Raw genomic sequence first — 26,268 nt, 5'->3', positions numbered from 1 at the left:
AATCAAGGAGAGCCAACATGAGCAGCATTAGCTCCGTTACTTCCAGCAGCAACTGGTGGGTCCAGATCAGCAAGCTCAGCAGCGTCAGCGGTACGTCCAGCACCTCCAGCACGGGCAGCGTGGATCAACCCCCGCCCCCTCCCGGAGGCGGCCTGGTGGACGCCATCATGAAGGCACTACAGCAGATCGCCAGCAGCAGCTCTTCCTCCGACACCACGGATAGCTCCACCAGCAGCGCCAGCGCTTCTTCCAGCGACAGCACCTCGGGTACCACGGATGTGTCCCAGGCCCTGTCTAGCTTCATGCAAAACCTGATGGCCGCCCTCCATGCCCAGAGCAGCGCCAGCAATTCCTCCAGCACAGATAGCGACGGGGATCAGGACAACAGCGTCAGCGGTACCGGCCACCATCACCATCCGGACATGGCTTCCGACCTGCAAAGCCTGCTCTCCCAACTGAGCGCTTCCAGTTCTGACAGTTCTTCCACCTCCTCCAGCACCAGCACGGACAGCACCCTGTCCTCCCTGGAATCCAGCTTTTCTTCCCTGGAAAGCGCCCTGGGGATCAGCGGTGGCGGCTCCCTCAGCGATTTCCTTTCTGCCCTCAGCAGCCAGATGCCCGGTGGCGGCTCCCTGTCGGGAAATGTGGTGAGCACCAAGGTCTAAAGCCGATTTTTGGGCAATAAAAAAGGGGGCAATCGCCCCCTTTTTTATTGCCGCCCCAGGACCGCGCCGATCCCGGAGAAAATAGCCGCCCCTACTCCGCCCCCACGTCCCCCACTTGGTGGGCCCAGGCCATGGCGGCCAGCAGGGCCCGGTTGGTCTTGCCCGGATCGCAGCCCACGGCCCGGGCGGCCTGTTCCATGGCTTCCCCGTCCCGGCCCTCGCAGGCTTCCACCAGGGCCAGCCAGGGGGCCAAGGGCCCTTCCCGGCGCAGCAACAGGGCGGCCACGGTGGGAGGCAGGGTGAGCTGGGCCACCACCTTGTCCATGGGCAGCTGCAAGAGCTTATCCAGGAGGGAAAAGGAACCGGCCAGGAAGAGGTGATCCCGCTGCTCCTCGGGAAAGCGGGACTGGCCCAGGAGTTCCATGAGACGCCCCCGGGTCAGGGCGCTTTCCACCATCAGCCATTCCCCGAAATTGTCTTCCTGGGGGGTGAAAAGCAGGAGGGACAGCCAGCGATAGAACCGGTCCCGGCCCAGCACCACCAGGGCGTGTTTGATGGAAGCCACCGGGGTACTGAGGCCGATGCCCGGAGAATTGATGTAGCGCAGGATGCGGAAGGAAAGCAGGGGGTCCTGCTTCAGGGTTTCCGCCAGTTCCATGATTTCCGCGTTATTGCGCACCTGGTTGAGGAGCTGCACCACCCGCATCCGGGAAGCGGCCCCCTTGCCCGGTTTCCAGGACTCCCGCAGGGACACGGCGGGGCCCTGGAAATAATCAAAACCCCGCTGGAAGCAGAGGCTGAATTCCTCCACCGTGCCCAGGCCCCAGGCAATGATCTCCAAGGGATGGTCATCCACCGTCTTCAGACCGTAGGCCATATTGCGCAGCCGCTCCCCGTCGAAGGCGGTGACATCGATGGCAATAAAATCCAGACAGGGTCGGCAGGCCGCCATCACCTCCTTTGCCGGAGGCACGTACATACCCAGGCGAAAGCCCTGATCCCGCAAGCGGGCCAGGGCAGCGGGGACGAAATCGGGCAGATGCTGGAGATTGCGGGGCAGGCCCAGCATGAGCACCACGTTTTCCGGGGGCAGGCGGGACAGGTGGGGCGAGGACAGGGCAGGCAGGGCCACGGGGACAAAGGCCAGACGGGCCCCCAGGGCCCCGTCTTCCCCGGCGGCCAGGGCCAGCTCTTCCAGCAGGGCATCGTCCGGCAGAGCCGGAGCCTCCTTGGCCACCTGGCCCAGGCTGAATTCAAAGCCCGCAATGCGCTGATTGCGGCTAATCACCGCCTCCCGGCGCACAAAAGCGGCGCTGGAGCGGGGGGACCGGGCAGAGGCGGAGGCAGCGGGAGCCGCTGATTTCGGCGCCTCTGCTTCCGGGGTGCCGGGCTGGGTCACCGGACCCCGGTCCGCCGCCCCATCGGCCTCCCCCTTCCCCCACCAACGGGAAAGAAATCCGCTCATAGCCCGCTCCTTTTTCTCCTGGCGTCCCGATCCCACCTCACGGACGAACCTCCCCCGTACCGGGCCAGCGGGCCGCCACCACGGGGGACAGGCGGGATACCTGAACATGGTATTTTTCCGCCGCCACCACGCACAGGGCCAGCCCGTCCGGGTCCACCAGGCTCACCTCGGACAGGTCGATTTCCGCCACCCCCATCTTTTCCAGGCTGAACATGAAATCGTTGCGTAGGGAGAGATTGAGGGCCCCGGCAATGCGCATCACCTTGCGGCCCTCCAGGGTGTGGAGGGAGAGGACGGAAGCCACCCCTTTGTTTAAGGCGTCGGCCATGGCTACTTCCAGCAGATGCTGGGATACGGGCCCGGTCTCGAAGCGGGCGCCGATCAGTTCCCCTAGCCGGTTCACCGCCACCGGGGCCAGATCCAGGCCCAGGCCCTGGAGGGCAAATTCCAGGCCGAACCGGTCCCCAGCGCCCAGGGGCAGGTCGGTGCGCAGCAGCACCCCGCCCAGGGAAAGATTATGGAGTTCCGCCCGCAGGATTTTGCCGCTGCGGCCCACGGAGGCCGGCAGGGGCTGGAAAAAGCGGATACGTGGATGACGACGCTGTTCTTGCATGGTGGCGGAGGCTCCCTGTTTTTCGCGTTATTATGCCTGCCTCCGGAGACTCCGGTGCAGCTGCCGTCACGCCGGCCATCCGGGCAAAAGCCTTTTATTCCAAACAGATACGCCGTACCGCCCCGTATCGTCCCGGCGGCGCCCCCTGGGACGCCCTCGGCGCGGGACGGGGCGGTGCCCCACTCCCCGTCGCCGCCCATGGTTTCCACTCCGTCTGCCTCTCCCCGCCCCCGCCGCCTGCTTGGCCGAATCGGCCTGCTGCTGGCCTTTGCCCTCCTGCCCCTGACCGCCCCGGCCGACACCCTGCCGCCCCCGGTGGCCGCCGCCCTGCGCCAGGCGGGCATTCCCACCGCCCATGTGGGGCTGGCGGTCCAGGCGGTGGATGGGCCCCGGCCATCCCTGGCCTGGAATACGGCCCAGCCCTTTAACCCGGCCTCGGTGATGAAGCTGGTCACCACCTACAGCGCCCTGCGCCTCTTAGGCCCTGCCTACACCTGGGAAACCGCCCTGCTGGCGGACACTCCCCCGGCCAACGGCACCCTGGCGGGCAATCTTTATCTGCGGGGCAGCGGCGATCCGGCCCTGACCCAGGAGCGCTTCTGGCTGCTGCTGCGGCAACTGCGGGCCCGGGGCGTGGAAACCCTGCAAGGGGATCTGGTACTGGATCGGAGTGCCTACCGCCTGCCCCCCCATGATCCCGCCGCCTTCGACCACGAGCCCCTGCGCCCCTATAACGTGGGCCCGGACGCCCTGCTCCTCAATCTCCAGTCCCTGCGCATCAGCCTGGAACCGGACCCGGCCCATGGCCGCCTGATCCAGACCCTGGAAACGCCCCTGGCTGGCCTCTCCGTGCGCCTCCACGTGGCCCCGGATTTTGGCGAATGCGGCGACTGGCGGGAAAAGCTGGTCATCGACTACCGCCCCGCCAGCGCCACCCTGGACGTGGGGGGCGCCTTCCCCCTGGCCTGCGGCCCCAAGCCCCTCTTTCTTTCGCCCTTGGACAGCAATGCCTATGTGGAAGCCATGTTCCGCGCCCTGTGGCAGGAACTGGGGGGACGCTTCCTGGGCCGGGTTCGGAGCGGCACCACCCCGCCCCAGGCCCTGCCCCTCACCACCACCACCTCCCCCAGCCTGGCCGAGGTGATCCGGGAAATCAACAAATTCAGCAATAACGTCATGGCCCGGCAGATTTTTCTCACCCTGGGCCGGGGGGACGACGCCAGCGGCCAGACCCCGGCCACCCCGGAAGGGGCGCGCCAGCGCATCGGCGCCTGGCTCAGAGACAACGGTCTGGCCATGCCCGAGCTGGTGCTGGATAACGGTTCCGGCCTCTCTCGGGACGAACGCATCGGCACCGGCAGCCTGCTGCGCCTGCTGGTGCAGGCCTGGCACAGCCCGGTGCAGCCCGAATTCACCGCCTCCCTGCCCTTGGCCGGGCAGGACGGCACCCTGCGGCGCCGTTTCAAGGATCGGGATTTCGCCGGGCGGGCCCACCTGAAGACCGGCTCCCTGTCCAACGCCCGGGCCTGGGCCGGCTATCTGACGGACCGGCGGGGTCGGAACTGGGCGGTGGTCATGCTCATCAACGACCCCAAGGCCGGTGCCGGCTGGAACGCGGCCCAGGCCCTGCTAGACTGGACCCTAGCCCAGGGCGACCGTCCCTAGGGGGCGGGGCAGGTGTTCCTGACCACAGGACGGAGGAAACCGCCCCGCACCGCCTGACCGGGAGGGTGCCAGCCCCCTGACTGATTGCTAAGTTAAAGCGGCGGGGACTCAACGTTTTCCCCTGGGGGTTATCCACCGCCCCACCCTGTCCCGAGCCCCTCGGCCCTTAGCCGGTCTCTTCATCCAACGGCCCCCGTCCCTACACCACCACGGGCAAAGGCCGCACCAGACGAATCCCCGTGGGGCTGACCTCCGCCCCCCAGGCCAGGGCTTCCACCCCGGCGGCCAAGGCCTGACGCAGGGTGCGGCCATATTCCGGGTCAATGTGGTCGGCGGGGCGCACCCGGGCCACATCCCCCCGCTGGACGCAGAAAAACATCACCGCCCGATGGCCCCGGGCCACCTCCTCCATCATTTCCCGCAGGTGCTTGGCGCCCCGGGCCGTCACCGCATCGGGGAAAAAGCCCTCCCCGCCCTCAACGGCGGCGGTGACGTTTTTCACCTCCACGTAGCAGGGGGGCCGGGCCGGGTCTTCCAGCAACAGGTCAATACGGCTCCGAAAGCCCCCCTTGCCGTTGTCGCCCCCGTAGGGCACTTCCCCCCGCAGGCTGGCGTAACCGGCCAGTTCCGGCACCACCTGGGCGGTAATAGCCTCCGCCACCAGACCGTTGCTGCGCCCGGTGTGGAGCCCCACCAACACCCCATCCGCCTCCACAATCTCCCAGGTCCAGGCCAGCTTGCGCTTGGGGTTATCCGCCGGAGACAGCCAGACCCGGCTTTCCGGCGTTTTGCAGCCCAGCATGGAGCCCGTATTGGGACAGTGGGCCGTCACCACCTGCCCGTCCCCCAGGCGCACATCCGCCAGAAAACGCTGATAACGCCGCAACAGGCGGCCTTCGACTAGGGGGTGGGGGAAAAGCATGGCAGGAGCGGCGGGCCGGGGGGAAGGCGGCCCGGAAGGGGAAGAATGAGGAAGGACGCCAGTCTACACCGGGGCTGAGGGAAGGGCGGATAGTAAGTCGGGTCTCCTTCACTCATGACTACCCGATCCGAAGCACCGTAATCGGATCACTGGCCGGAAACCACCCAAAGCAGATGGCCTTTCAGAGTCTGATGTAGGCCAGCAATTCGGCCATAGCCGTCATCAGCGAAGCCGGCTAATTGGTCAGCAAAGCAGCGACAAGCGGACGTTCAGTAACGAGGAGGTGAGCGGCGCGGCTTTATCGCGCAGCGTCCAGCGACAGAAACGAGCGGGGTTGAGCGCCATGTTATATTTTTGAGACAGTAAGAAACGTAGGGCCAATTATCTCGGGAAAGTTGTTTTTGCTGTAGTCAAAATCAATATAGTTGAAGATAAAATCGCCTTTGTACTCAAGGTTTTTGAAACTCTCAGTCCAGTCATCTTTTGGCGATAGTTTTTTTGACCTAACTCGTTCTTGTACTTGGTCTGAGAACGGAAATTTTTCGTCAAGGTGATAGGCGTCGTAGTCGTCAATTTTAAATGAACAGGCAATAGATATCTTTATTATTCCAGAGATCTCAAGAATGTCAGCCTCTTCATATGTTTCAATTGCATGGTCAGCTATCTCGCAAGTTATCTTTTCGGCGCGAACATCGAAAGCGTTGATTCCAAATATTTCAAATTCAAGCATCCAATATTCACTGGCTATTGCTTTTTCAAAACCTTGCGTTAGGCTATGAGTGCTTGCCGAAATTGAGTGCGCGTTCTTTCCTTTGAGATTTTGCTTAAGTTCGTCAAAGAGAACTGTTAGTGATGTAGTGACATAAACAGAATTAAGACCGAAGTTTTTAGCCAGCGGAACCGCTTTATCTTTTTCTATTTAGCTACCTGGCTCGATAAAATCTTTGATATTGTTGGTTACTAAAATCGTCCGTTCTTTAATATTGTTATTCTTGATGTAATCTCTTACGGACTCTGCTATTAAATAATCTTTATATCCCTTTTCTGAGCTATTGTTGCTGCCGTTATTGAATGGCTGATTCTTTTCATACATTTTTTCCACAATGTCTTTGTGGGAGACTTCGGGATAACTTAGCAAGTTTATCTTGTTGTCTTTTATAAACCTCCTTAGCCTAGATTTTTGTTTTTTTACGCAGTCATTTGTCTTACGATTGAAAATTTCATTTCTAATACGATCGCGATAGGGTAGGAGTTCATTTAACTCATTAATGGTTTTAACTAGTCTCTCTGAGCGAAGCTTGCTCTCGGCAATGTAATTTCCAATGCATTCATCATGCACAACTTCGGGGATGCACAGATCAAATGAGTAAAGATATTTTGTTTTTATGAGCTTGCGAAGGTTGTATCCGCTTAGCTTAAAATCACGAAAGAGGATGTTCGTATCGAGGATTACTGATTGAATTCGCTCAGCCGATGTCATTTTGAAATATAACGTCTGAACTCACCGGCCTGCGAGGCTTTTCGCGCAGGTCCAACTGAATGATGGGTTAGCACTAAAATGGAATGTCATTGTCTTCTTTCTTTTCCGGCTGCCGCAACATGAAACGGTTTTGGTTTTGCAAAACCCACGCCCAGCCCTTCTCGGTAGGGGTGTAACCAATGTAGGAATCCCCATCGAAGTTGTCGTAGCGGGAGTACGAGATCAGTTCCTTTTGTATGAGGCTCTTTACGGCAACAGTGGTTGCAATCTTTGTAAATCCACTTCGCTCCATGTCGCGCTTGATCTGGAACGCGGACGCATGGTCGTCGGGGTGATCGAGGTTCTCCGCAAGGGCCGCAAGGCAAACGATTTCGTGTTGATCTAGCCCCTCGATCTTGTTGAGCTTCGCAAGCTCGGTAACTTTCGGCAATTGCTCCTCTCGATGGAGGATCGCTTTGATCTTTGTGGCAATTTGCTTTCGAAGCAATTCAAAGTCGCGTACAGAGTCAGTTGAGTAACGAATGATGGATCGGTGCTGAACATCGAAAGGGAATTTGGTCGTTCGCTCGGACGAGCAGACCATCACAACTTCCTTTCCGGCGGCAATGGCATAGCCCAATTCAAACCAAACGTTGGGGTTGTCGAGAGTTATCTCGGCAAAGCAGATTCGTGAGTCACGAATCCCAGATTCAATATCCCGGATCGGTATGCTCACCTTCGGATCCTGGTCGACGCGATATGGGTCTAGGCCGGCATCCTTTATTGCGTGGGTGAAGACATCCTCGTATCTCTTGTCGAAGACGCCGCCATCGAAGGGTTGCATTACAAAACACTTATCCATTGTCATGACCTTTAGGGCTAACGCTTGAGTTAAGCGGCGTGCACTTTTTGCACGTCCGCTTGGACGAGTTGTTAGCGCGCGACGACTGATAGCTATCAGTCGTCCTCTTCATCACTACCAATATATTCAACATCGATATCGTCTTCTACGATCGTTACATTTCCTTCCGCGCTCAATTCATAACAGTTGACGGTGCCTTGAAGGTATGTTGCCTGGAATGAAATTTCAAATTCTTCGCCGTGGTAAATAAACAGCACTTCATATTGACGGTCGCCATCACCAAGATTACGCCAGTTGTCTGCTTCTAAGACAAACTCCGATCCGCTTATCTGCTGCTTCTCTGCGTTGCCATGGATATCCACCTCGATATACGCCGAGCCAGTTACCTTGAACATCTTCTTTCTCTCCAAAGAATTAAGTTGTTGCGTAAGCGCGCTAACTTTGATTTAGGGAGCAGTTTTGCGCCCTAACTTATTTGGCCGGGCCAGGTGACGAACGCCTTGAAAAGGGGAAACCCAGTGACTATTCTGTATTTTAATACAGTATTAAACAGCCATGAAAAGCGGCACATCCCCTTTACCTCCTTTGCAGTCCACAAAAGTGCTCGATCAGTTGCGTGAGCGCATTCGCTATTCCCACTACAGCATACGGACCGAAGAGGTGTATGTCTATTGGGTAAGGTTGTTTATCCGCTTTCATCGGTTGCGCCACCCCGCGTCGATGGGCGTCCCTGAGGTGGAGGCATTTCTCTCCTGGCTGACCTCCACCAAGAACGTGGCAGCCTCCACCCATAAACAGGCGTTGTCCGCGCTGCTCTTCTTCTACGGCAAGGTACTCGGCATCGATCTCCCTTGGATGGCGGAAATCGGCCGGCCGAGAACGACACGGCGCCTACCGGTGGTCTTGTCGCCGGAGGAGGTGGCGCGCATACACCCCACACCCTTCGACACTCGTTTGCCACCCAGGTCTTGAAGGCTGGTTACGACATCCGCAGCGTGCAGGAATTGTTGGGCCACAGCGACGTCGCCACAACGATGATTTACACCCACGTTCTTAAGATTGCCGGAAATGGCGTCCGCAGCCCCATGGACTCATTGCCCGATCCAAATAGCTGATGCCTTACCTGCCTAACCAACAAGCGCCCTGCCCTTCCGTTCTTCCTGTGTCCCTTCTTCCGCATCGGGGTGGGGCTGCCCCGCTTTAGGCATGGCTTCGTAGTGACCATCATCTAGGTACCTCAATGACCGGTAAGTGAAGCACAGCGGCTATTTCCTGTAGGAAATGCCAATGACCGCTGAGGCCGAAATGCAGACTGCTCCAAGCCCCAGGCCAATGTCCGCAATTGGTCGACTGTGGGTAATGTTCCTCACCATCATCGCGCCCAGGACCATCAAGTTTTGGCTTCGGGGAAACGGAAACTGCCCGCCTCTGGGGCTTCCCGCCAAGACATGCGCTTTCCCTCACCAAAAAACAAAAGCCGGACGACCCACGTCGTCCGGCTTTTTTCTATGGCTTTTACGCCTTACATCTTCCCGTAGGTTTCCTTCCAGCGGGCGTCCATGTGTTCCTTGCAGGTGCAGGGAACGTGCTTGGCCGGGTGGGCGGCGTCGGTGCAGGTGGGGATGCACTCGATCACGGCGACCGGGTTGGGGCTGTAGAAGAAGGGGATGGAGTAGCGGTCGCCGCCGGACACCCCGTTACGCACCCGGTGGAAGTTGGAGCGGTAGTGGTCGTTGGTCCATTTTTGGATCAAATCCCCCAGGTTGATCACGTAGGTGCCGGGAATGGGGGGGGCGGAGAGCCAGTTGCCGTTCACGTCTTCCACTTCCAGGCCGCCGGCGCTATCCTGCATCAACAGGGTCAGGCCACCCCAGTCCGTATGGGCCCCGGCGCCGATCTGGTTAAAGGCGGCGTTGTCCGGGTGGGGCGGGTATTTGATGAGGCGCAGATTGCTCATGGGCTCGGTGAAGAAGGGGGCGAAGTAGTCCTCCGGCAGCTCCAGGGACAAGGCCAGCAGGCCCATGAGATGGTGGCCCAGGGATTTCACCGCCTCCTGGTAGGCCAGCATCTGTTCCCGGAAACCGGGCAGGGCCGCCGGCCATTGGTTGTGGCCAAAGCCCCGCACCCCGGCCCGGGCCAGGGGATGGTCGTCGGGCAATTCCTCGCCGCAGTAAAAGCTTTCCTTCAGGTCGGGAGGGGAATCCGCGTCCAGGGATTGGCCCGCCATGGGCTCGTAACCGGCCCGGGAATGGGATTTGTAGAGGTCGATGGCGTTTTTGTCCGCCAGGGGCTGGTCAAAAAAACGCTTGGACCAGAGGAACTGGTTCTGAATCAGGTCCTGGGGCACCCCGTGGTTGGCCACGTAGAAAAAGCCCGTGTCCAGGGCGGCGGTGCGCAGCTCAGCGGCCACCGCCTGGCGGTCGGTCAGATTGTCGCTAAAGCTTTGGGCCAGATCAATCACGGGAATCCGGTCCGGTTTCTTGGGGGTTGTGTAGAGCACCATGAGAGTTTTCCTTGTTGTCCATAGTGGAGGTCAAATCCGTCCCATCCCTCCCGAGATGGGGCGGTACAGCGAAAAGGGTTAGGGCTTGAGGAGCCCGGGCAGGGCCTCCCCGAGCAGATTGGCCAGTTGGGTGGGGGCCGCCACCTGGGGCGCGTGACCCGTGGGCAGGGAAAGGCGCCGGGTACCCGGGCAGAGGGCCTGCATCCGCCGTTGCAGGGGCAGGATCACGGAACGGTCGTGGAGGGCTTCCACATAAAGCCGAGGAATGGCCCCCCAGCCCTGATCGGTCAGGTGGGGGGTAATAATCAGGCCGTCCGTGGGCTGGGGCACGAAGCGGGTGGAAGCCCGCTCCGCCACCACCGGAGGGCAGTCATGGAGAAAAATTTCCCGGGCGGCGGCCGGGGGCACCCAGCTCAGGCGCCGATCCGCCGACCACTCCAGATAGGCGTTGATGCCCACGGCTTCCGGATGCTGGGGCAGGACTTCCTGGACCAGCTGGCCGAAGGGCACGTCGCTGGGCAGCATAATGCCCGCCAGATAGACCAGGGCCGCCACCTTGTGGGGCCGGGCTTCCGCCAGCTGGGAGGCGACAACGGCGCCGCCGCTGTGGCCCACCACCACCACCGGTCCGGGCTGCTGATCCACCCAGGCGGCGCAGTGATCCACATAGGCCGCCAGATTCACCGCCTCCGGGGGCGTGTCATCGCAGCCGTTACCGGGCAAATCCACGGCGTGGCTGTCCCAGCCCAGATCGGCCAGCAGGGGCTGGAACGCCTCCCACACCCAGGAACCTTGCCAGGCACCGTGGATGAGCAAGAGAGGGGGGCGGACAGGGAGGGCAGTCATGGCGGGCAAGGGCTCGGTAAAGAAGGAATGGCACCACTCTACCCCGCCTCACCTGATGCCGAATAGCAGAGAAAAATGAGCGGGGTGATCTAAAAATCGCAGCGCTCGCCGGGGCGGCCCCAGACCTTCGGATAACAAAAAGCCCCGGGGCCAAGCATGGCGCCGGGGCTTTCGGATCACCGCCCGCCCTTCTGGAAACGGGCAAAGCGCCTAGACCAGGGGCAGATAAATGTCCGTGATCAGCTCTCCTTCCGGGGTTTCCGGGATCAGGTTGAGGTAGTGGAAAAAGAGGGGGAAGTCCCGCAGCTCCGCCCCGCTCCCGGGCAACCAGTCCCGATACAGGGGATAGATGCTGTCGCCGATCCGGTCATGGGAGCCGAAATGGCGCACCTTGGCGCAGCGCCCGCCGGGAATGAGCTTGCCGACCACCCCCTGGGGATTGGGGGGAATGGCCCCATGGACTTCGCCCCCCACCTCGAAATGGAAGCGGGCCGGTTCCACCGTCTCCGGGTTTTCATAGGCAATGCCGAAGGTCCGGCAGCTCTCCTTGGGAGACAGGCCGGAGGTTTTGCGCCATTCAATGAACTGGCCCACCGCGTAATTCAGTTGGGCCACCGGGCCCCAATGCTCCTTCACCCCAATCCGGGTAGCAGGAAAATCCACAATTTCCACAGACACAGGCTGATTCCTTTTCGGTAAGCGGAAGCGAAACGCGCCGTGCCAGGCCTCCCAATCCGGTTTTTTACGGAACCCCGAGGGGGAGGTTCCAAACACATGGCGAAAGGCACGGGCGAAGGATTCCGGATTTTCAAAACCCGCATCCAGGGCGACGTCGATCACTTTGCTGCGGGGCTCGAACACCAGCCGGTAGGAGGCCTGTTTCAAGCGCAACAGCAAAATGTAGCGGGCGACCGGGATGCCCAGGTAATCGGCAAACTGGCGGTGAAAATGAAACTTGGAGAAATGGGCCACCTGACAGAGCTGCTCCAGACTCAGGGGCTCGGCCACATGCTGTTCAATGTAATCAAGCACCCGATTAAAGCGCTTGGCATAATTCTCGGCCTTCTCCACGTTCATCCTCACTCCGGTTTGCACGGTCCCCACTATGGGCCGCCCGCACCTGCCTAGCCTGACCGAAATTGCTCTATTGGGCGGGGAAAGGCCAGGAGCACCCGCTTTCCCGCCCCCAATACCGCCCGATTCATGCCCGGAAAAACAAACAGGCCTTGCCACCCATAGCGCCGGGCTTCGGCCTATTACCTTCCCCGCAGCAGAAGACAGCGGGGCCGCCGCATCCGTCGATGTTTCCCAATGCCGATGCAGCCCCCGTCACGCTCCAGGGGGATTTCCCCGCTTCCCCAACTCTTCCCCCACCGTCCGGATAAAGGCATCCAAGGCGGGGGGAAGGCTGCGGCCGGTGCGGACGTAGGCGCCCAGGTCGCTGGAGGCCAGTTGGCGGTCGCTGAGCAGGCGGTGGCAGAGGCGGCCTTCTGCCAATTCCCGTTCCAGGCCGATGCAGGTCTGGAAGGCAATGCCCAGGCCCCGTTCCGCCAGACGCTTCATGAGTTCGATGGAATTGGTGGTGGTGAGCACCTCCATCTGGCCCTGGTAGCGCTGGAACAGGGGAGCCATGAGGCTGTGGAGGGAGAGTTCCGGGTCGGCCAGGATGAGGGGATAGGGCAGGCAGTCCTTAAAGGCCAGGGGAGCGCTGCCGGCCAGGGGATGGTCGGGGCGCAGCACGGCGCCAATGCCGAAGCGGCCGGAGGCCAAACACTGGAGTTGGGGATCGGGGGGCAGGGAGTAGCCCAGGGCCACGTCCGCCTCCCCCCGGGCCACCGCCGCCGTCATGGCCACGGAGCCCATGGAGCGGGTTTCCACCCGCACCCCGGGGTAACGCTGGTGCATCTGGAGCAACACAGCGGGGAGCAGGTCCGAAGTCACCCCTTCCACCGCCGCCACGGTCACTTCCCCCCGGCGAATGCCCCGCAGGGCTTCCAGCTCCCCTTCCACCCGGCGGGCGTCCTGGAGCACGGAAATGACGTGGCGGGCGACGATTTCCCCGGCGGCGGTGAGGCGCAGCCCCCCGGGCAGACGGTCAAACAGGGGGGTGCCCAGCTGGTCTTCCAGTTCCAGCAACTGGCGATTCACCGCCGAGGAAGCCACATGGAGCTGGCGGGCCGCTTCCCGGATGGAGCCGCAGCGGCGGATGCTGTCGAAGTAATGGAGGGTTTTGGCATGGAGGCGCATGGCGCCATTCTATGCCGGGCTCCCCCTATCTTGGGGGCGCCGCAACCGGGGTGGCGTCCCCACTTCCGCCGCTGTGGGTCAATGCCTGCAACTGGGTCACCAGGGTGCCGTAGCGCTTTTCCCCCGGGGACAGGCGGTGGGCCGTTTCCAGACGCTGGCGGATTTCTTCCAGCAGGGCCGGATCGGCGGTGTTTTTCCGAGCGTAGGCCAGGGCCAGGTGGGAGAAATTGAAGAGTACCCGGACGTTGCCCGGCAGACGTTCGCAGGCAGCCCGCATGGCCCCCAGGGCTTCTTCCAGCTTGCCGTCCTTGGCCAGGAGCACGCCCTGGTTCATCAGTTCCAGGGCTTCCTTGCGGGAGGCTTCCACCAGGGCGCTGCCCTCTTCCCCCATGGCCCCGGCCTCGAACACCTGCTGCACCCGGGAAAGGAGGCGGCTGTCTTCCGGGTTGTTGCGCACCTCGTTTTGCAGCAGGGCCACGGCCTGGTCCTTTTCCCCGGTGACCAGCATAAGTTCGGCCATTTCCACCGCATCCCCGCTACCCACCTGGCCGCCGCTTTCCTGGATGGCGGCGCTCAGGGCCTGGGCGGCTTTGCGGGCGGCAATGGGGTCCCCGGCCTTGTGGTGCACCATGCCTTCCGTGGCCAGGGTTTTCATTTTTACCGTGGGGTCATCGAATTGCTTAGTCACCGTGCCCAGCACCTGGAGGGCCTCTTGGGGCCGGTCCTGGGCGCTACAGGACTTGGCCAGGCCCAGGTAGGCGTCGGCGGTCTTGAAGACGGAGTTTTCCCCCAGGGAGACGCTTTTGCGGAAGGCCTTTTCCGCCTTGTCCGGTTCCCCCATCTGCAAAGCCACTTCCCCCAGGGTTTTCTGGCGCAGCACCGAGTTGGGGGACAGGCGGGCCGCGTTTTCCAGCACCCCGGCGGCCCCGGCCAGATCCCCCTGTTCGGAGAGCACCTTGGCCAGCCAGTCGTAGGCTTCCAGATAGGCCCGGTTTTCCGCCACCAGGGCTTCCAGACCGCGCCGGGCGCCGTCCAGATCACCGGCGGCAAAAAGGCAGCGGGCCAGACCCAGCTGGGCCCAGGGCAGATCCCGTTCCGCCAGCACCTCGTCACAGAGGCTGCGCACCTGGGCATAGTCCTCGGCCTGGAGCAGGAGCTGGCACTTGATGCGGCGCAGTTCGTTCCGATTCACCCGATCCACCGCCAGGCGCTCGTCGCAGAGCCGGGCCGCCCGCAGGTAATCGTGGGCGGCCACGGCCCGGTCGATTTCCCCGAAGGCGGATTTACGCGCCCAGATTTTTTCCAGGCGCAGGCGCAAGGCCCCTTCCGTGATGGGCTTGATGAGATAGGCGTCAGGCTGGAATTCCACCGCCCCCATGACGATGTCGGCGGTCTTTTCCGCCGAAATGAGGATCCAGGCGCAGCCCGGCCCCACCAGATCCCGCACCTTGGCTTCTTCCAGCACCTGCTGGCCGTTTTTACCCGTGCCCAGGTTGTAGTCGCAGAGCACCCCGTCGAAATGGGTCTGGGCAAGGAAATTGATAGCCTCCTGGCCATTGGCGGCGGTGTAAATGGAACGGGGATTGACGCCCATGGAGCGGAGAATGTCCCGCAGCACGGTACGCATGCCCTGGAAGTCATCCACCACCAGGAAACTCTTGTTCTCGAAGCTGTTTTCCGCAGCGTTACTCACGATCCAGGCTCTCCCTCAAGGCAGGGTCAGGACGAAACAGCCGCCCCCCCAGGCGCCGCCGTTTTCCAGACGAATGGTGCCGTGCCGCCCCTTGTTGCGATGCAGGCGGGCGGCCATGGCGGCGAAATAAAGGCCCAGGCCCGTGCTGCCCCCCTGGAAATCCACTCCCTGCATGGCGGCCACCCCTTCGTCCAACATGCGCTGGGGATAGCCCTGGCCATCGTCCTCCACCCGCAGTTCCAGCCCTTCCGGGCCGCTTTGGGCCGTGAGGCGTACCCGGCTGCGGGTGTAGTGGCTAGCGTTGTTTAAGGCGTGGCTCAGAATGCCCCCCACCAGATCCCCGTCAAAGGGCCAGACCAGCTCCTCCGGCACCTCCTGGGTCACACTGATGTGCTTAAAACGGAACAGGGGATGGTGCTGGGACAGCACCTCCTCCAGGAATTCCCCCACCACCCAGTCTTCCGGGGCAAAGGGATAAAGGTGGTTGCCCAGCTTGTAGAGGGCCAGGAGCTGGATCAGGTTGCCGTTGATCCGCTTGGTCTCGTACATCATGTGGGTGAGATCGGCGTATTCCGGGCGATCCGGGTCCGCCTCGTCGAGGAGCTTTTCCATCCGGTCCACCAGGACGCTGATGGAATTTTTCATGTCATGGACCGCCGAGACCAGAAAGGCCGACAAATCCGGGGTGGGTTCCTTGCTATCCATTCAGGGGGCTCCCAGTCACCATGTTTAGCGATAAGGGGCCCATTGTGGCATGGACCGCCCCTTACAACAAAAGTCATAGCCCCCTCCGGGCCCGTCCGCCTTACAGGCCGGGGCCGGGCTGGGGGACTCCACGCTTAGGCGCGTGGATAAAGGCTCACAGACCGAGATCCTGCCACAGGTCGTCCACCCGGGCCTTCACCGCCGGGTCCATGACGATGGGCCGCCCCCATTCCCGGGCCGTTTCCCCGGGCCATTTGTTGGTGGCGTCGATGCCCATCTTGGACCCCAGGCCTACCACCGGGCTGGCGAAATCCAGATAGTCGATGGGGGTGTTGTCCACCAGGGTGGTGTCCCGGGTGGCATCCACCCGGGTGGTCAGGGCCCAGATCACTTCCTTCCATTCCCGGATATTCACATCGTCATCCACCACGATAATGAACTTGGTGTACATGAATTGGCGCAGGAAGCTCCAGATGCCGAACATCACCCGCTTGGCGTGGCCCGGATACTGTTTTTTGATGCTCACCACCGCCAACCGGTAGGAACAGCCCTCGGGGGGCAGGTAGAAATCGCTGATTTCGGTGAACTGCTTTTGCAGCAGGGGCACGAACACTTCGTTCAGGGCCACCCCCAGCGCCGCTGGCTCATCCGGGGGTTTGCCCGTGTAGGTGCTGTGGTAGATGGGGTTCTGCCGCATGGTGATGCGTTCCACCGTAAACACGGGGAAGGAGGCCTGTTCGTTGTAATAGCCGGTGTGGTCGCCGTAGGGGCCTTCCACCGCCGTTTCTTCCGGATGAATCACCCCTTCCAGCACAATCTCGGCCCGGGCGGGCACCTGAAGGTCGCTGCCCAGGCATTGGGTCAGCTCGGTCTTGGCGCCCCGCAAAAGCCCGGCAAATTGGTATTCGGACAGGCTGTCCGGCACCGGGGTGACGGCCCCCAGAATGGTGGCCGGATCGGCCCCCAGGGCCACCGCCACGGGGAAGGGTTCCCCCGGATGGGCCTGACAATGGTCGCGGAAATCCAGGGCCCCGCCCCGGTGGGCCAGCCAGCGCATGATGAGCTTGTTGGGCCCCAGGAGCTGCTGGCGGTAGATACCCAGATTCTGCCGATTTTTGTTCGGCCCCCGGGTCACCACCAGGCCCCAGGTAATCAGGGGCGCCACGTCCCCGGGCCAGCAGTGCTGGATGGGCAGACGGGACAGATCCACATCCTTCCCCTCCCACACCACTTCCTGGCAGGGGGCGGAGGAAACCTTCTTGGGAGCCATGTTGAGCACCTGCTTCAACACCGGCAGCTTTTCCCAGGCGTCTTTAAGGCCCTTGGGCGGCTCCGGTTCCTTCAGGTAGGCCAGGAGTTTGCCCACCTCCCGCAGGGCTGTCACCGATTCCTCCCCCATGCCCAGGGCCACCCGGCGGGGGGTGCCGAACAAATTGGCGAGCACGGGGATGTCGTAGCCCGTGGGATGTTCAAAGAGCACGGCAGGACCAGACCGGCGCAGCACCCGGTCACAGATTTCGGTCATTTCCAGATGGGGGCTGACGGGCACCCCCACCCGCTTCAATTCCCCCAGGCTTTCCAGTTGGGCAATGAAGTCGCGCAGGTCGTGGTATTTCATGGTGGGCTACTTTCGGGAAAAGGCGGACTCCCGGGCCGGGAGCAGGAGACTCAGTGCAGGGGCAGGCCCAGGCTGGGGCCAAAGGGGCGAAAGAGGAAATCCAGGACAATGCCCACAAAAATGGCGCCCCCCAGCCAGTTATTGTGCATGAAGGCCTGGAAGCACTTGTCCAGATCCCGTTTGCGGATCAGGAAGTAATGGTAGACCGCCATACCGGCAGCCACCGCCAGCCCGGCGAAAAACCAGGGGCCCCGCAGCAGCCCGTAACCCACCCAGCCGATCAGGCCCAGGGTCGCCACGTAGCAAGCCATGATGGCCGCCACATCGTAGCGGCCAAAGGTGATGGCGGAGGTTTTGATGCCGATTTTCAGGTCGTAGGGCCGGTCCACGATGGCGTATTCGGTGTCGTAGGCCACGGACCAGAAAATATTGGCCAGGAGCAGGAGCCAGGCGTCCCGGGGCAGAGCATCCATCTGGGCGGCGTAGGCCATGGGAATGCCAAAGCCGAAGGCGATGCCCAGATAGGCCTGGGGAATGGCGAAAAAGCGCTTGGTGAAGGGATAGGAGGCGGCCAGGAAGGCCCCCACCAGGGACAGTTCCAGCACCAGAATATTTTTCAGGGGCAGGATCAGGACCAGGGACACCAGACAGAGGAAGACGAACAGGGTCAGGGCTTCCTTTTCCGTCACCCGGCCCGCCGTCAGGGGCCGGTCTTTGGTGCGATGGACGTGCCGGTCGAAATGCCGGTCGGCGTAGTCATTGATAACACAGCCGGCGGAGCGCATGAGAAAGGTGCCCAGGACGAAAATCCACACCACCCGCCAGTCCGGCTGGCCCAGGGAAGAAAACCACAGGGCCCAGAGGGTGGGCCACAGCAGCAGCAGGGTGCCGATGGGCTTATCCAGCCGCATCAGCTTTTCGTAGGCATCAATCCGCTCTCGCCAGGTTGCCGTCGTACTCACGCCGTTCACGCTCCCGAAATATGAAGGAAAGGCCGCTATTAGAAAGCCTCCGGGCCGCCGGTGACAAGTCGGCCCACCCCCGGCCACCGGACAGGGGGCGCCGACTTGCCAAAAAACTGGGATCGGGCCACAGTCCCCGGCACGCCGAAAGCCTTGACCGGCGCCCCCCGGGGACTGGCCCCCATCCCCTCTGCTTAAGGATCTCCTCTCCATGGATGCCCTCCACGAAAGTATCCACGCCCTGCTCCGCTTCGGCGAACAATTTCTCCAAGCGGGCAGTACCGCCTATCGCACCCGGGAGGCCATGCTGCACCTGGCCCCGGCCCTGGGCATCGACAGCTTGCATATGAAGATGGACCTGCGCTGTCTGGTGGCCACCGCCCGCCGGGGGGAGGAGCGGGTCACCCTGGTGCGGGAAATCGGCGCCCCCGGGGTGGATAGCCGGGAATTGAAAAAGCTCCAGCATTTTGTCCTGCACACCCCGCCCCATCTGGATGCGGCCACGGTCCATGGTTTTCTCGACCGGGTCAGTAGTGCCCGGCGCCTCCACGGCCCCCTGCTCATCAGCCTGACCACCGGGGCCGCCTGCGGCGCCTTCGCCTTTCTCAACGGGGGCGGCGCCACGGAAATTTCCGCCGCCGCCCTGGCCGCCGCCGTGGGCCAGGGCCTGCGCAGCCTGCTCCACCGCCGCCATCTGAGCCCCTACGCCATCTATACCCTGTGCGGCCTGGCCGCCTCCGGACTCTATGTGGTGCTGGCCCAGCTGTTGGTGCTACTGGGGGTGGATAGCCAGACCCGGCACAGCGCCGGCTTCGTTTCCGCCGTGCTCTTCCTGGTGCCCGGCTTTCCCATGGTCTCCGCCGCCCTGGACCTACTGCGCCAGGAGACCAACATCGCCCTGGCCCGTCTGGTCCATGTGCTCATGCTCTTGTTCATGGCAGCCCTGGGCCTGGCGGCGGTCATTGCTCTGGCCGGTATCACCCTGGATACGGCGCCGCCGCCCCAACTCTCCCTGGGGGCCCTGACCGGGGCCCGGGTCCTGGCCAGTTTTGTGGGGGCCTGCGGCTTTGCCCTGCTCTTCAACGAATCCTTCCTGGATGCGCTCTTTGTGGGCCTGCTGGCCATCATCGGCAACGGCCTGCGCCTGTGGCTGCGGGACGGGGGCGTGAGCCTGCCCCTGGCCACCTTTCTCGGCGCCCTGGTGGTGGGCCTCTTGGTTTCCCTGCTCCTGCGCCGCCTGGCGGAACCCCGCATCACCCTCACCGTGCCCGCCGTAATCATGATGGTGCCCGGGGTTTATACCTTCGAAACCCTGGTGCGCTTTAACGAGGGATCGGTACTGGCCGCCCTGGGCACCGGGGTCCAGGCCGCCTTTGTGGTGGTCACCATGGGCATGGGTCTGGCCGTTTCCCGCTTTCTCAGCGAAAAGGCCAGCCGCCGGGAACGGGGCTACACGGGTCGGGGTTAGACCGGTTCTCCGGGCTCCTGATCCGGCCGATCCAGGGGCTTGGTGCGCAGGCATTCCCAGATGAGGAAGGCCCCCATGGCGAACAGCCCCAGGGACAGGACCAGCACCTGAAAGCCCTGGGCGACCTTGGTTCCGCTCATGGCGGAAAAGCCCAGCACCAGACTGGCGGCACCGGCCACCATGAGAAAAACGCCCAGGACGATGAGAAGCAGCTTGCCCAGATTCGGCAGTTTCATGGGAACTCCAGTAAAATAGGTCATGGAGGCAATCAATGCCTCCGGGGAAAAATCAAACGGCGACGGGCTCGGAGACCGTATCGGGGGCAGAAGGCACAGGCGCAGTGGCGCCCGCCTGGCGGGCCAGGGTCACGTAATCCACCTTGCCCGTGGCCATGAGGGGCAGGCTTTCCCGCCACACCACCCGGCGGGGAATGGCGATTTCCGGGAAGCCCCCGGCCCGGGCTGAAGCGGCAAGCCGCTCCCGGCTCAGGTCCGGGTCCGTGGTGTAGAGCACCAGGGCTTCGCCCCGGCCGGGCACCTCTTCGGCCAGCACGGCGTGGAGGGCCTGGGGCGCGGCGGCGGCGGCTAGGGCCTCGGCCCGGTCCAGGGACACCATTTCCCCCGCCACCTTGGCAAAGCGCTTGACCCGGCCCCGGATGAAGACAAAACCGTCCTCGTCCAGTTCGGCAATATCCCCAGTGTCGTACCAGCCCGGCCCCGCCGGGGAAACGGGAGGTTCCAGCACGCCGGGGGCTTCTGCCCGCAGATAGCCGCTCATCACATTGGGGCCGCTCACCTGGAGCCGCCCCCCCTGGTCGATACCGGGCACGGGTAGAAGACGGAGCTTGATGCCCGGCAGGGGCTGGCCCACGCTGCCCCGGCGGTAAGCCATGGGGGCATTGACCGCAATCACCGGCGCGGTTTCCGTGGTGCCGTAGCCTTCCATGATGCGCAGGCCGAATTTGTCCATCCACACCTGGCGCACCGGCTCGGTGAGCCTTTCCCCCCCGGCCACCACGTAACGCAGCCGGTAAAAATCGTAGGGATGGGCAAATTTGGCGTAGTGGCCAAGGAAGGTGCTGGTGCCCAGCAGCACGGTGCAGCCCCGGTCATAGGCCAGTTCCGGGATCACCCGGTAATGGAGGGGGGAGGGGTAGAGGAACACCCGGCAACCGGCCAGAAGGGGCAGCAGTCCACCGGCGGTGAGCCCCAGGGCATGGAAGAGGGGCAGAGCGTTAAGGAAATGGTCGTCCACCGACACGTCATAGACGGAGCGGATCTGGGCGATATTGGCCAGCAGGGCCCCGTGGGACAGTTCCACCCCCTTGGGGCGGCCCTCGGAACCGGAGGTGAACAGCACCACCGCCGGGTCTTCCCCCCGGGCCCGATTGACGGCACAGCGGGGCCACCACAGGGCGAAGCCGTAGAGCCAGGGCAGGTCGTACCAGCGCAGTTCCTGGCGCAGGTCTTCCAGATAGAGGAAAGTCACCCCGGTGAGAGCGGCAGCGGTTTCCTCCAAGTGGGCGGCGGCGAGGAAACGGCGGGAGGTAACGATGAGGCGGATGGCGGCGGCCTGGCAGGCCACCTGGAGCCCTTCCCGGCCGGCGCTGTAATTGAGCATGGCGGGCACCCGGCCCATGGCGGGGAGCCCGAGGAATAGCCCCAGGGTGGGCGCCACATTGGGCAGCAGCACCCCCACCCGTTCCCCGGGGGCGGTGCGCCGGGCCAGGAGACGGCCCAGCATCAGGCTCATTTTCAGCAAGCCCTGGTAGGAGAGATTGGCCCCCTGCTGATCTTCCACCACCTTGCGCCGCCGCCCGTGGATATCCATGGTGCGGCAGAAGGCGCCGAACAGGGTGAGCCGGGGCCGGGAGGCGAAGAGCATTTCCTGCATCAGGCGGCGCAGGGCCTCCCCCTCGTGGAAGCGGCGCTGACGGGAGCTGTCCCCGTGGGGCTGGGGCAGGGAGGTAAGGGGCAGAAGGGTGAGGGTAATGCGGGGGAAGACCCGCTTGGGATTGCGTCCGGACAGGCGGGCGAAATAGCTGCGGGCGGTGCCGTCCAGGCGCACCGGCAGAATCGCCGCCCCGGTCTTGGCCGCCACCAGGGCGGGGCCGTCATAGACCTTCATCAGGCTGCCGGTAAGGGTAATGCGCCCTTCCGGGAAAATCACCACCGGGCGGCCGCTGCGGATCAGATGGATCACCTGTTTCATGGCCATGGGATTGGCCGGATCCACCACCAGGTAATCCACCACGGACAGCAGAATGCGGAAATACCAGGAGCGGGCGATGTCCGTGTGGATCACATAGACCGGGTCCAGGGGCAGGAAAAGGCCGAGCAGGGGGCCGTCCAGAAAGGATTCGTGGTTGGCCACCACCAGCAGGCGCTCGGGCCAGACCGGGGGAATTTCCCCCTCCACCCGGACGCGGAACAGCACCCGGAAAATGGGGCGGAGAAAGGGCCGGGCGAAACGCCGCAGGAAGGAACGGAAGGAGTGGATCGCCATAGGGGCGGGACTATAGCATTCCTGCCAAAAGGCCCCAAAACCCGCGTTTACCGGGAATTTTCAACTGCCGGGCAAGGCCCGCCCCGCTTCATTCTCCGCCAGGGGGCCGGGGACCGCCCACTGGGGTGAGGACGGCAGCATGGCCCGCCTTCGGCGGCTTAAGCCCCTTCCCCCTCCGGCGCCAGCTGGGACGCCCCGATCCGGCCGACCCAACCCCGCCGCCCCCGCTTTAACACCTTGGCCAGGCGCCGGGCCGCTTCTCCCGGGTCCGGGCTGGCGTATTCCAGATAGGCGTTGCAGGCCGCCCACAGGCCACCGGGCCGGGCCAGGGCGGCCACAGGCCGGCCCCCGTCGATCCAGGCCAGCAGGGCCCGGTCTTCCGAGCCGCCCCAGCTGCTGGTCACCAGATCCAGGCACTCGTCCCGGGGCACCCCCAGGGCCACCAGGGCATCCACGGGGGAATGGTGCAGGGAACGGCAAACGGCGGGAAAGTAGCGCAGGGCGTCAGGCATGGGCCTTTCTTACACGGGCCGGGGCAAAATGACAACGGCCCGGCTTGTACTCCCTCCCCCGGGCAGGCACAATCGCCCCCGAACTGGAGCCTAGCCATGAATTTCGATGTAGTGATCGTGGGCGGCGGCCTCGCCGGCCTATCCCTCGCCTGCGCCCTGCGGGACACCCCCCTGAAAATCGCCCTGGTGGAAGCCAAAGCGCCCCATCGTCCGGCGGGCTGGGATGCCCGTGTCTACGCCATCAGCCCGGCCAATGCCCGCTTTCTCGCCGACATCGGGGTATGGAAGCATCTGGACCCGGCCCGCTATGCCCCGGTCCGGGCCATGGAAGTTTATGGGGACGAGGGCGGCCGTCTGGACCTTTCCGCCTACGACACCGGGGTAGAAGAACTGGCCTGGATCATGGAATCTTCCCTCATGGCCCTGGAGCTGTGGGAAAACGTCAAGCGCCAGGGCAATGTGGAACTCTTTTGCCCGGCCAGCCCCGCCGCCCTGGATTTCACCCCGGACGCCGCCCATCTGGAACTGACGGACGGTCGCCGTCTGGAAGCTAGGCTCCTGGTGGGGGCCGATGGTCGGGAATCCTGGGTGCGCAACCGGGCCGGTCTGGCGGCCCATTACAGCCCCTACGGGGAAATGGGGGTGGTGGCCAATTTCACCACCGCCCAGCCCCACCGGGATACGGCCTCCCAGTGGTTCCGCCGGGACGGGGTGCTGGCCTACCTGCCCCTGCCCGGAAATCGGATGTCCATCGTCTGGTCCACCCCGGACGCCCAGGCCAAGGAATTGCTGGCCCTGCCCCCGGAAGACTTCTGCCACCGGGTGGCCGCCGCCGGCAATGGTACCCTGGGAGCCCTGGAACTTCTCACTCCTCCCGCCACCTTCGCTCTCAAGCTCATGCGGGTGCCCCAGCCGGTGGCCCCCCGTCTGGCTCTGATCGGGGATGCGGCCCACGGCATCCATCCCCTGTCCGGCCACGGCATCAACCTGGGCTACCGGGATGCCCAGACCCTGGCTGCCCTGCTAGCCGCCGCCCCGGCCTGGCAGGACATTGGCGAGGAGCGCTTCCTGGCCCGCTACCGGCGCGCCAGGAAGGAAGAAGTGACCCTGTTGCAAAGCGCCACCGACGGCCTGCGCCGCCTCTTCCGGGAAGACGTGCCCGGCTTGAAAACCCTACGTAACCTGGGACTGGGCTGGGTCAACCGGCTCACCCCGGTAAAGAGTAGCCTGATACGCTACGCCCTCGAATCCTGATCGGAGTAATCCATGCTGAAGTTGAAAAAGTGGCTGCCGGCCCTCCTCGGCCTGACCATCCTGGCCCTGCCCGCCCTGGCCGACGAAGCCGCCACCATCCGCAAGACCGTGGAAGGCAAAATCGGCGCCAAGGTGGATAGCGTTACTAAAACCCCCTACCTGGGCCTCTACGAGGTCTATGCGGAAGGCCAGATTCTCTATACGGACGCCAAGGTCAGCGTGCTGCTCCTGGGCCCCCTGATCGACGCCAAGACCATGCAGAACGTCACCAGCAACCGCATGTCCAAGCTTTCCGCCATCAAGTTCTCCGAACTGCCCCTGGAGCTGGCGGTGAAGCAGGTGCACGGCAACGGCAAGCGCACCCTGGTCACCTTTGAAGACCCCAACTGCGGCTACTGCAAGCGGCTGGCCAAGGACATGGTGCATCTGGACAACGTCACCATCTACACCTTCCTCTTCCCCATCCTGGCCGCCGATTCCATGGAAAAAGCCAAACAGGTGTGGTGCGCCCCGGACCGGGCCAAGGCCTGGAACACGGTCATGGCGGAAGGCCGGGTGCCCGGCGGCCGCAGCGACTGCGACACCAGCGCCGTACAAAAATCCCTGGCCCTGGGCCGTCGCCTCAATGTGACCGGCACCCCCACCCTGTTCTTCAGTAACGGGGAACGCATCCCGGGTGCCGTGCCCCTAGCAAAAATCGAAGAAAAACTGGCCCAGCAGGGCCACTGAGCGACCACAAACCCCAGTCCCCAAACCCAGTTAGGGGACAAGAAAAAGCCGGAGTCACAAGCTCCGGCTTTTTTGTTAGCTCGCAAGGCATTTGGGCCCCTGTCTTTAGGCCACCCCCGGCTCGTTCGCTCCCAGGGCTACCAATTCCCGACAGGCATCACGGAAAGACATCCCCTGGGCGTCTTTGGCGGAGATGATTGGGGCCACCGAGCCCAAAGGCCATTCCACGGCCAGATCCGGATCGTTCCAGGCGATGCAGCGCTCAAACTGGGGGAACCAGTAATCGGTGGTCTTGTAGAGAAATTCCGCGCTCTCGCTGAGAACGGAAAAGCCATGGGCAAAACCGGGGGGAATCCAGAGCTGCTGTTTGTTTTCCGCGGTCAGGGTCGCCCCCGCCCATTGCCCGAAAGTGGGGGAACTCGGGCGAATATCCACCGCCACATCGAAGACTTCCCCCTGGACCACCCGCACCAGCTTCCCTTGGGGATGCTGGATTTGGTAATGCAAGCCCCGCAAGACCCCCTTGCTGCTCCGGGAATGGTTGTCCTGCACAAACGCCACGGTTTCGCCGAGAAGGGCGGCAAACTCCCGTTGGTTGTAGCTTTCGAAAAAGAATCCCCGCTCATCCCCAAAAACCCGGGGTTCCAGCAGCAACACCTCCGGAATACGCAAAGGCCTCGCTTCCATTAGGCTTTCTCCTGCAACAAGGCTTGTAAATACAGGCCATAGGCATTCTTCGCCAAAGGCTCGGCCAAGGCCGCCAGATGGGCATCATCCACCCAGCCCTGGCGCCAGGCAATTTCTTCCAAACAAGCCACTTTCAGGCCCTGGCGCCGTTCCAGGGTGGCGATGAACTGGCCTGCTTCCAATAGGGAATCATGGGTCCCCGTATCCAACCAGGCGTAGCCCCGGCCCATGATCTGCACATTGAGCTGGCCCCGCTCCAGGTAGGCCCGATTCACGTCCGTAATTTCCAACTCCCCCCGGGCGGAAGGACGGATGCGGCGGGCAATATCCACCACCTGGTCATCGTAGAAGTAAAGGCCGGTTACCGCGTAACGGGACTTGGGGTGGGCCGGTTTTTCCTCAATGGATAGGGCGTGAAAGTTGGCGTCGAATTCCACTACCCCGTAACGCTCCGGATCCGTCACCGGATAGGCAAAAACGGTGGCGCCCCTGGGCTGGTCCGCCGCCCCCTGGACCATCGACGCCAGATCGTTGCCGTGGAAAATATTGTCTCCCAGGACCAGGGCACTGGGCCCCTGGCCGATGAAATCCGCCCCGAGGACAAAGGCCTGGGCCAGGCCATCCGGACTGGGCTGAACCGCGTATTGAAGGTTGAGGCCCCAACGACTCCCATCCCCCAGGAGCTGGGTAAAACGGGGGGTGTCCTGGGGGGTGGAAATCACCAGAATATCCCGTATCCCCGCCAGCATCAGGGTGCTCAGGGGGTAATAGATCATGGGCTTGTCGTAGATGGGCAGAAGCTGTTTGGAAACCGCCAGGGTGGCCGGATAAAGCCGGGTACCCGAACCTCCCGCGAGAATGATGCCCCGTCGTTGCGTCATGGTTTTC

General features: G+C 62.9%; 27 protein-coding genes. 7 read left to right on the top strand and 20 right to left on the bottom strand.

The window, feature by feature from the left end; genetic code table 11:
* Positions 1-17 precede the first annotated feature (17 nt).
* Positions 18-665: a hypothetical protein gene (locus Azoinq_RS09610; protein ID WP_216129637.1), complete on the top strand. Its 648-nt coding sequence runs from the start codon at positions 18-20 to the stop codon at positions 663-665.
* Between the two features lie 91 nt (positions 666-756).
* Here the strand turns inward: Azoinq_RS09610 and Azoinq_RS09605 are convergent, their stop codons facing one another.
* Together Azoinq_RS09605 and Azoinq_RS09600 are read right to left on the bottom strand one after the other, a co-directional pair.
* On the bottom strand, positions 757-2,130 hold the full coding sequence (locus Azoinq_RS09605; protein WP_216129639.1) for an EAL and HDOD domain-containing protein: 1,374 nt from the start codon (positions 2,128-2,130) through the stop codon (positions 757-759).
* A gap of 37 nt (positions 2,131-2,167) precedes the next feature.
* The gene (locus Azoinq_RS09600; RefSeq protein ID WP_216129641.1) at positions 2,168-2,743 is read right to left on the bottom strand and encodes a PilZ domain-containing protein; all 576 of its coding nucleotides are present in this window, start codon (positions 2,741-2,743) and stop codon (positions 2,168-2,170) included.
* A 198-nt stretch (positions 2,744-2,941) separates the two neighbouring features.
* Here Azoinq_RS09600 and dacB point away from each other — a divergent pair, with 198 nt between their 5' ends.
* Positions 2,942-4,408, top strand: coding sequence for a D-alanyl-D-alanine carboxypeptidase/D-alanyl-D-alanine endopeptidase (gene dacB, locus Azoinq_RS09595; RefSeq protein ID WP_216129643.1), 1,467 nt, complete (start codon positions 2,942-2,944; stop codon positions 4,406-4,408).
* A gap of 199 nt (positions 4,409-4,607) precedes the next feature.
* On the opposite strand, the gene sfsA is transcribed toward dacB, so the two are convergent.
* The 5 genes from sfsA to Azoinq_RS09570 all read right to left on the bottom strand — a co-directional run bounded on the left by sfsA (position 4,608) and on the right by Azoinq_RS09570 (position 8,046).
* On the bottom strand, positions 4,608-5,330 hold the full coding sequence (gene sfsA, locus Azoinq_RS09590; protein WP_216129645.1) for a DNA/RNA nuclease SfsA: 723 nt from the start codon (positions 5,328-5,330) through the stop codon (positions 4,608-4,610).
* A gap of 346 nt (positions 5,331-5,676) precedes the next feature.
* Positions 5,677-6,060: a hypothetical protein gene (locus tag Azoinq_RS09585; RefSeq protein ID WP_216129647.1), complete on the bottom strand. Its 384-nt coding sequence runs from the start codon at positions 6,058-6,060 to the stop codon at positions 5,677-5,679.
* A 189-nt stretch (positions 6,061-6,249) separates the two neighbouring features.
* Positions 6,250-6,810, bottom strand: coding sequence for a PIN domain-containing protein (locus Azoinq_RS09580; RefSeq protein WP_216129649.1), 561 nt, complete (start codon positions 6,808-6,810; stop codon positions 6,250-6,252).
* 73 nt (positions 6,811-6,883) lie between these two features.
* Positions 6,884-7,633 (bottom strand): nucleoside 2-deoxyribosyltransferase, encoded by a 750-nt coding sequence (locus Azoinq_RS09575; protein ID WP_216129651.1) that lies wholly within the window; start codon positions 7,631-7,633, stop codon positions 6,884-6,886.
* A 113-nt stretch (positions 7,634-7,746) separates the two neighbouring features.
* Positions 7,747-8,046 carry a hypothetical protein gene (locus Azoinq_RS09570; protein WP_216129653.1) on the bottom strand — a complete coding sequence of 100 codons (300 nt, stop codon included), beginning with the start codon at positions 8,044-8,046 and terminating at the stop codon, positions 7,747-7,749.
* Between the two features lie 160 nt (positions 8,047-8,206).
* On the opposite strand from Azoinq_RS09570, the gene Azoinq_RS09565 reads away from it, so the two are divergent.
* Positions 8,207-8,623: a phage integrase N-terminal SAM-like domain-containing protein gene (locus Azoinq_RS09565; protein ID WP_216129654.1), complete on the top strand. Its 417-nt coding sequence runs from the start codon at positions 8,207-8,209 to the stop codon at positions 8,621-8,623.
* The gene (locus Azoinq_RS15270) at positions 8,620-8,766 is read left to right on the top strand and encodes a tyrosine-type recombinase/integrase (RefSeq protein WP_456298640.1); all 147 of its coding nucleotides are present in this window, start codon (positions 8,620-8,622) and stop codon (positions 8,764-8,766) included. The genes Azoinq_RS09565 and Azoinq_RS15270 overlap by 4 nt, the downstream gene beginning before the upstream one ends.
* Positions 8,767-9,173: 407 nt before the next feature.
* On the opposite strand, the gene Azoinq_RS15110 is transcribed toward Azoinq_RS15270, so the two are convergent.
* From Azoinq_RS15110 to ubiA, 8 genes are all read right to left on the bottom strand, one after another.
* Positions 9,174-10,154, bottom strand: coding sequence for an isopenicillin N synthase family dioxygenase (locus Azoinq_RS15110; protein ID WP_216129656.1), 981 nt, complete (start codon positions 10,152-10,154; stop codon positions 9,174-9,176).
* A 78-nt stretch (positions 10,155-10,232) separates the two neighbouring features.
* Positions 10,233-11,000 (bottom strand): alpha/beta fold hydrolase, encoded by a 768-nt coding sequence (locus Azoinq_RS09555; RefSeq protein ID WP_216129658.1) that lies wholly within the window; start codon positions 10,998-11,000, stop codon positions 10,233-10,235.
* A gap of 210 nt (positions 11,001-11,210) precedes the next feature.
* On the bottom strand, positions 11,211-12,077 hold the full coding sequence (locus Azoinq_RS09550; protein ID WP_216129660.1) for an AraC family transcriptional regulator: 867 nt from the start codon (positions 12,075-12,077) through the stop codon (positions 11,211-11,213).
* Between the two features lie 252 nt (positions 12,078-12,329).
* Positions 12,330-13,247, bottom strand: coding sequence for a LysR family transcriptional regulator (locus Azoinq_RS09545; RefSeq protein ID WP_216129662.1), 918 nt, complete (start codon positions 13,245-13,247; stop codon positions 12,330-12,332).
* A 25-nt stretch (positions 13,248-13,272) separates the two neighbouring features.
* Positions 13,273-14,940 (bottom strand): tetratricopeptide repeat-containing response regulator, encoded by a 1,668-nt coding sequence (locus Azoinq_RS09540; RefSeq protein WP_232368451.1) that lies wholly within the window; start codon positions 14,938-14,940, stop codon positions 13,273-13,275.
* Between the two features lie 15 nt (positions 14,941-14,955).
* Entirely contained in the window at positions 14,956-15,645 is a 690-nt protein-coding gene (locus tag Azoinq_RS09535) for a sensor histidine kinase (protein WP_216129664.1), read from the bottom strand.
* 154 nt (positions 15,646-15,799) lie between these two features.
* On the bottom strand, positions 15,800-17,263 hold the full coding sequence (gene ubiD, locus Azoinq_RS09530) for a 4-hydroxy-3-polyprenylbenzoate decarboxylase (RefSeq protein ID WP_216129666.1): 1,464 nt from the start codon (positions 17,261-17,263) through the stop codon (positions 15,800-15,802).
* Between the two features lie 50 nt (positions 17,264-17,313).
* A complete protein-coding gene (ubiA, locus tag Azoinq_RS09525; RefSeq protein ID WP_232368611.1) occupies positions 17,314-18,174 on the bottom strand; it encodes a 4-hydroxybenzoate octaprenyltransferase in 861 nt (286 codons plus the stop codon).
* 262 nt (positions 18,175-18,436) lie between these two features.
* Between ubiA and Azoinq_RS09520 the strand changes: the two genes are divergently transcribed.
* The gene (locus Azoinq_RS09520; RefSeq protein WP_216129670.1) at positions 18,437-19,693 is read left to right on the top strand and encodes a threonine/serine exporter family protein; all 1,257 of its coding nucleotides are present in this window, start codon (positions 18,437-18,439) and stop codon (positions 19,691-19,693) included.
* Here Azoinq_RS09520 and Azoinq_RS09515 read toward each other — a convergent pair.
* From Azoinq_RS09515 to Azoinq_RS09505, 3 genes are all read right to left on the bottom strand, one after another.
* The gene (locus Azoinq_RS09515) at positions 19,690-19,929 is read right to left on the bottom strand and encodes a hypothetical protein (RefSeq protein WP_216129672.1); all 240 of its coding nucleotides are present in this window, start codon (positions 19,927-19,929) and stop codon (positions 19,690-19,692) included. The genes Azoinq_RS09520 and Azoinq_RS09515 overlap by 4 nt on opposite strands.
* Before the next feature lie 52 nt (positions 19,930-19,981).
* The gene (aas, locus tag Azoinq_RS09510) at positions 19,982-22,198 is read right to left on the bottom strand and encodes a bifunctional acyl-ACP--phospholipid O-acyltransferase/long-chain-fatty-acid--ACP ligase (protein ID WP_216129674.1); all 2,217 of its coding nucleotides are present in this window, start codon (positions 22,196-22,198) and stop codon (positions 19,982-19,984) included.
* A gap of 158 nt (positions 22,199-22,356) precedes the next feature.
* The gene (locus tag Azoinq_RS09505; protein WP_216129676.1) at positions 22,357-22,710 is read right to left on the bottom strand and encodes a hypothetical protein; all 354 of its coding nucleotides are present in this window, start codon (positions 22,708-22,710) and stop codon (positions 22,357-22,359) included.
* A 96-nt stretch (positions 22,711-22,806) separates the two neighbouring features.
* On the opposite strand from Azoinq_RS09505, the gene Azoinq_RS09500 reads away from it, so the two are divergent.
* Together Azoinq_RS09500 and Azoinq_RS09495 are read left to right on the top strand one after the other, a co-directional pair.
* On the top strand, positions 22,807-23,964 hold the full coding sequence (locus Azoinq_RS09500) for a UbiH/UbiF family hydroxylase (RefSeq protein WP_216129678.1): 1,158 nt from the start codon (positions 22,807-22,809) through the stop codon (positions 23,962-23,964).
* A 12-nt stretch (positions 23,965-23,976) separates the two neighbouring features.
* On the top strand, positions 23,977-24,693 hold the full coding sequence (locus tag Azoinq_RS09495) for a DsbC family protein (RefSeq protein WP_216129680.1): 717 nt from the start codon (positions 23,977-23,979) through the stop codon (positions 24,691-24,693).
* Positions 24,694-24,798: 105 nt separating this feature from the next.
* Here Azoinq_RS09495 and rfbC read toward each other — a convergent pair whose 3' ends face one another.
* Both rfbC and rfbA read right to left on the bottom strand, forming a co-directional pair.
* Complete coding sequence (gene rfbC / locus Azoinq_RS09490; RefSeq protein ID WP_216129682.1) at positions 24,799-25,380, bottom strand: dTDP-4-dehydrorhamnose 3,5-epimerase; 582 nt, start codon at positions 25,378-25,380, stop codon at positions 24,799-24,801.
* Complete coding sequence (gene rfbA / locus Azoinq_RS09485; RefSeq protein WP_216129683.1) at positions 25,380-26,261, bottom strand: glucose-1-phosphate thymidylyltransferase RfbA; 882 nt, start codon at positions 26,259-26,261, stop codon at positions 25,380-25,382. The genes rfbC and rfbA overlap by 1 nt, the downstream gene beginning before the upstream one ends.
* Between the last annotated feature and the right edge of the window lie 7 nt (positions 26,262-26,268).

The organism is Azospira inquinata (assembly GCF_018905915.1).
Taxonomy (GTDB): Bacteria; Pseudomonadota; Gammaproteobacteria; order Burkholderiales; family Rhodocyclaceae; genus Azospira; species Azospira inquinata.
The sequence above is the reverse complement of the archived record's forward strand: the minus strand, read 5'-3'. Positions and strand labels throughout refer to the sequence as shown.

Excerpts from the sequence above, each read along its gene's own strand:
- Azoinq_RS09520 (WP_216129670.1), top strand. The coding sequence starts at position 18,437 with ATGGATGCCCTCCACGAAAGTATCCACGCCCTGCTCCGCTTCGGCGAA.
- ubiD (WP_216129666.1), bottom strand. The coding sequence starts at position 17,263 with ATGAAATACCACGACCTGCGCGACTTCATTGCCCAACTGGAAAGCCTG.
- rfbC (WP_216129682.1), bottom strand. The coding sequence starts at position 25,380 with ATGGAAGCGAGGCCTTTGCGTATTCCGGAGGTGTTGCTGCTGGAACCC.
- Azoinq_RS09555 (WP_216129658.1), bottom strand. The coding sequence starts at position 11,000 with ATGACTGCCCTCCCTGTCCGCCCCCCTCTCTTGCTCATCCACGGTGCC.
- Azoinq_RS09495 (WP_216129680.1), top strand. The coding sequence starts at position 23,977 with ATGCTGAAGTTGAAAAAGTGGCTGCCGGCCCTCCTCGGCCTGACCATC.
- Azoinq_RS09500 (WP_216129678.1), top strand. The coding sequence starts at position 22,807 with ATGAATTTCGATGTAGTGATCGTGGGCGGCGGCCTCGCCGGCCTATCC.
- Azoinq_RS09580 (WP_216129649.1), bottom strand. The coding sequence starts at position 6,810 with ATGACATCGGCTGAGCGAATTCAATCAGTAATCCTCGATACGAACATC.
- Azoinq_RS09575 (WP_216129651.1), bottom strand. The coding sequence starts at position 7,633 with ATGCAACCCTTCGATGGCGGCGTCTTCGACAAGAGATACGAGGATGTC.
- Azoinq_RS09550 (WP_216129660.1), bottom strand. The coding sequence starts at position 12,077 with ATGAACGTGGAGAAGGCCGAGAATTATGCCAAGCGCTTTAATCGGGTG.
- Azoinq_RS09565 (WP_216129654.1), top strand. The coding sequence starts at position 8,207 with ATGAAAAGCGGCACATCCCCTTTACCTCCTTTGCAGTCCACAAAAGTG.
- aas (WP_216129674.1), bottom strand. The coding sequence starts at position 22,198 with ATGGCGATCCACTCCTTCCGTTCCTTCCTGCGGCGTTTCGCCCGGCCC.
- Azoinq_RS09585 (WP_216129647.1), bottom strand. The coding sequence starts at position 6,060 with ATGCTTGAATTTGAAATATTTGGAATCAACGCTTTCGATGTTCGCGCC.
- Azoinq_RS09610 (WP_216129637.1), top strand. The coding sequence starts at position 18 with ATGAGCAGCATTAGCTCCGTTACTTCCAGCAGCAACTGGTGGGTCCAG.
- Azoinq_RS09535 (WP_216129664.1), bottom strand. The coding sequence starts at position 15,645 with ATGGATAGCAAGGAACCCACCCCGGATTTGTCGGCCTTTCTGGTCTCG.
- Azoinq_RS09600 (WP_216129641.1), bottom strand. The coding sequence starts at position 2,743 with ATGCAAGAACAGCGTCGTCATCCACGTATCCGCTTTTTCCAGCCCCTG.
- Azoinq_RS09505 (WP_216129676.1), bottom strand. The coding sequence starts at position 22,710 with ATGCCTGACGCCCTGCGCTACTTTCCCGCCGTTTGCCGTTCCCTGCAC.
- Azoinq_RS09570 (WP_216129653.1), bottom strand. The coding sequence starts at position 8,046 with ATGTTCAAGGTAACTGGCTCGGCGTATATCGAGGTGGATATCCATGGC.
- dacB (WP_216129643.1), top strand. The coding sequence starts at position 2,942 with ATGGTTTCCACTCCGTCTGCCTCTCCCCGCCCCCGCCGCCTGCTTGGC.
- rfbA (WP_216129683.1), bottom strand. The coding sequence starts at position 26,261 with ATGACGCAACGACGGGGCATCATTCTCGCGGGAGGTTCGGGTACCCGG.
- sfsA (WP_216129645.1), bottom strand. The coding sequence starts at position 5,330 with ATGCTTTTCCCCCACCCCCTAGTCGAAGGCCGCCTGTTGCGGCGTTAT.
- Azoinq_RS09605 (WP_216129639.1), bottom strand. The coding sequence starts at position 2,130 with ATGAGCGGATTTCTTTCCCGTTGGTGGGGGAAGGGGGAGGCCGATGGG.
- ubiA (WP_232368611.1), bottom strand. The coding sequence starts at position 18,174 with ATGCGGCTGGATAAGCCCATCGGCACCCTGCTGCTGCTGTGGCCCACC.
- Azoinq_RS09545 (WP_216129662.1), bottom strand. The coding sequence starts at position 13,247 with ATGCGCCTCCATGCCAAAACCCTCCATTACTTCGACAGCATCCGCCGC.
- Azoinq_RS09515 (WP_216129672.1), bottom strand. The coding sequence starts at position 19,929 with ATGAAACTGCCGAATCTGGGCAAGCTGCTTCTCATCGTCCTGGGCGTT.
- Azoinq_RS15110 (WP_216129656.1), bottom strand. The coding sequence starts at position 10,154 with ATGGTGCTCTACACAACCCCCAAGAAACCGGACCGGATTCCCGTGATT.